The organism is Hymenobacter profundi (genome assembly GCF_019334315.1).
Lineage (GTDB): Bacteria > Bacteroidota > Bacteroidia > Cytophagales > Hymenobacteraceae > Hymenobacter > Hymenobacter profundi.
This window is the reverse complement of record NZ_JAHWGL010000190.1, coordinates 1-2985: the sequence shown is the minus strand read 5'-3', so window position 1 is coordinate 2985 and position 2985 is coordinate 1. Positions and strand designations below refer to the sequence as shown.

Annotated in this window: 3 protein-coding genes; all 3 read left to right on the top strand. The window is 59.1% G+C overall.

Translation table 11 applies throughout. The features are described from left to right. The first annotated feature begins 118 nt into the window (after positions 1-118). The 3 genes from KYK14_RS21785 (at position 119) to KYK14_RS21775 (ending at position 2815) form a co-directional block, all read left to right on the top strand. Positions 119-589, top strand: a complete 471-nt coding sequence (locus KYK14_RS21785; RefSeq protein ID WP_185280541.1) for an ATP-dependent zinc protease family protein — start codon at positions 119-121, stop codon at positions 587-589. Positions 590-667: 78 nt separating this feature from the next. Further along, positions 668-1600, top strand: coding sequence for a 30S ribosomal protein S6--L-glutamate ligase (gene rimK / locus KYK14_RS21780; RefSeq protein WP_185280540.1), 933 nt, complete (start codon positions 668-670; stop codon positions 1598-1600). Between the two features lie 231 nt (positions 1601-1831). Further along, entirely contained in the window at positions 1832-2815 is a 984-nt protein-coding gene (locus KYK14_RS21775; RefSeq protein WP_246601980.1) for a succinylglutamate desuccinylase/aspartoacylase family protein, read from the top strand. Positions 2816-2985 lie beyond the last annotated feature (170 nt).

The following is a 2985-nucleotide window of genomic DNA, read 5'->3' as shown; positions in this document are numbered from 1 at the left end:
ATGGGCGTACCAACGACTCGTTTAGCCGTGAGAAGGTCCTTCGCTCCGCTCAGGATGACAGACGCCTTTTTACTTCACAATCTCACAACTTCCCCTTCCACCCCTTACCTTCGCTTCAATGAAAAAGATGCGAATTCCGAAGCGGGTTATAGGGCGGCGGGAGCTGGTCGATTTTCCGGCGTTTGGGCTGCAAGGCATAGAGGCCAAGGTAGATACCGGCGCCTACACGGGCGCCATCCACTGCTCCGACATCCACGAGGAGCGCCGCGCCGATGGGCAAATTGTGCTGCGCGTGCTGCTTCTTGATCCGTCGCACCTTAACTTTGACGGCCGGCCGCTGGAATTTACCACGTTCTCGCGGCGCGACATCCGAAGCTCGAATGGCGATGTGCAGGAGCGTTACGTGGTAGCCATGGTAATCCGCCTGTTCGGGGAGGATTTTGCCACCGAATTTTCGCTTTCCGACCGTTCCGATATGAAGTATCCTGTTCTCATTGGCCGTGCGCTGCTGCGGCAGGGGCGCTTCGTAGTGGACGTAGGCCGGCGCAACGTTTCCTACAAAGCGGCTGCAACGCAAAACCCCTCCTGATACATTAGCTGAATTCGCACACCCGCCCCATTCGCTTTTTACAACCACCCGTCGACTGCCCCATCCTCTGTGTCATCAATGAAGTTAGCGATTCTATCGCGCGAGCCGAAACTATACTCTACCCAGCGTTTGGTAGAGGCCGCCCAGCAGCGTGGCCACGAGGTGCTGGTGCTGGACCATTTGCAGTGCAATCTGGTACTGGAAAAGGGGACGCCGGGTATTATTTACAAGGGCGAGCGACTGCATGATATTCAGGCCATTATTCCGCGTATCGGAGCTTCTGTCACGTTCTACGGCACGGCCGTAGTGCGGCAATTCGAGATGATGAAAGTGGCTACCGCCGTGAGCAGCCAGGCCATTGTGCGCTCGCGCGACAAGCTGCGCTCGGTGCAAATCCTGAGCCGGGCGGGGGTAGGAATGCCCAAAACGGCCTTCACCAACTTTTCCGCCGACGTGCCTACCATGATTGAGCACGTGGGCGGTGCCCCCGTCATTATCAAGCTGTTGGAAGGCACGCAGGGGCTGGGCGTGGTACTGGCCGAGTCGGCCAAGGCGGCGCAGTCGGTGATTGAGGCGTTTCACAACCTGAAAGCGCGCATCATTGTGCAGGAGTTTATTGCTGAGAGCAAGGGCGCCGACCTGCGCGCCTTTGTGGTGAACGGCGAGGTAGTAGGCGCTATGAAGCGCCAAGGCAAAGAAGGCGAATTCCGCTCGAACCTGCACCGCGGCGGCACCGGCAAGCTGGTGAAGCTGAGCCGGGCCGAAAAGGCAGCTGCTCTGGCCGCTGCCAAAGCGCTGGGCCTGGGCATTGCGGGCGTGGATATGCTGCAAAGCAAGCGCGGCCCGCTGGTGCTGGAAGTCAACTCCTCGCCCGGTTTGGAAGGCATCGAAAAAGCCACCGGCCTCGACATCGCCGGCAAAATCATTGCCTACACCGAAGACCTGGTGAAAAAGCGCAAGAGGGCCGAAACCACCAAAAAGCGCAAAGCCACCGAAACCGACGAAGGGTAGGGGGTAGCGAAGGCTAGAGCTAAAAAGCTAGTTCCCCTCCTTTTCAAGGAGGGGTGCCCGCAGGGCGGGGTGGTTCGGCTAGAGCTAGAAAACCAGAAGCTAGTATCGTTCTGACGGTTTTACCACCCCGCCCTGCGGGCACCCCTCCTTGAAAAGGAGGGGAACTAGCTTTTTAGCTCTAGCCTGATTTTAGTCATACAACAACTAGGTACCACGCATCATTTCAATTACTTGCAGCTAAACGGCCTCACTATCCAACCCGGCGAGCGGGTGATGACTCGCCTGGTTATCTCCCGCCTACCCTCGGGCACCATCATCGACGTGCCGGTGCACGTGTTCCGGTCGCGGGAGCCGGGGCCGACGGTATTGCTGATGGCTGGTATGCACGGCGACGAAGTGAACGGCGTGGAAACCGTCCGTCGCCTGATTCAGCAGGATTTGCTGTGGCCGTTGCGGGGCACCATCATTGCCATTCCGCTGCTCAACATCTATGGGTTTCTGAACTTCTCGCGCGAAGTGCCCGATGGCAAGGACGTAAACCGTTCGTTTCCCGGCAACCCGCGCGGCTCGCTGGCCAGCCGGGTAGCGCACCGCTTTATGCGCGAAATTATGCCGCTGGTCGACTACGGCATTGATTTTCATACCGGTGGCGCCTCTCGCAGCAACCACCCGCAAGTGCGCTGCCTGCTCGACCACGAGCCCAGCGCCACGCTGGCCCGCACGTTTGCGGCTCCCTTCACGCTGCATGCCAAGCTGCGCCGGGGTTCCCTGCGCGAAGCGGCGTTTGGATTGGGCAAATCCATTATCGTGTACGAAACCGGCGAGTCGCTACGCTTCGATGAGGCGGGAATTGAACTGGCTGTGGCCGGTACCTACCGCGTGCTGCACCACCTGGGCATGGTAGCGGAGGCCACGCCGGCCACCCAGCCCAGCATCGTATGCTGGCGCGGGCGCTGGCTGCGGGCACGCTTTGCGGGCCTATTCCGTAGTCAGGTGCGCAAGGGCGACTACATCGAGCAGGGACAAGTCTACGGCATTATCACCGACCCCTACGGCGAAATGGCCGTGCGCTTGGAGTCGCCGGTGAGCGGCTACGTGGTAGGGCTCAACCATATGCCCGTGGTCAACCAGGGCGACGCGCTCCTGCACATCGGCCTGATGGAGCCAGCACCCGGTCCTACCGAGGATGCGGGTGCGCCTGCGCCAGCTGTGTAAATGACGTTTAGTTGTTAACATCTGTCATCCTGAGCTTGCGAAGGACCTTCTCACGCGAGAACGACCATCGTAACAACAACTCGTTCAATTGGCAGAAGGTCCTTCGCAAGCTCAGGATGACAGTCTTCTGCGACTGACAATTACCAACTACTAACTCACAGCTAAAATAA

What these genes read in the sequence shown, in the direction of transcription:
- rimK (WP_185280540.1), top strand. Translation starts at nt 668, where the DNA reads ATGAAGTTAGCGATTCTATCGCGCGAGCCGAAACTATACTCTACCCAG.
- KYK14_RS21785 (WP_185280541.1), top strand. Translation starts at nt 119, where the DNA reads ATGAAAAAGATGCGAATTCCGAAGCGGGTTATAGGGCGGCGGGAGCTG.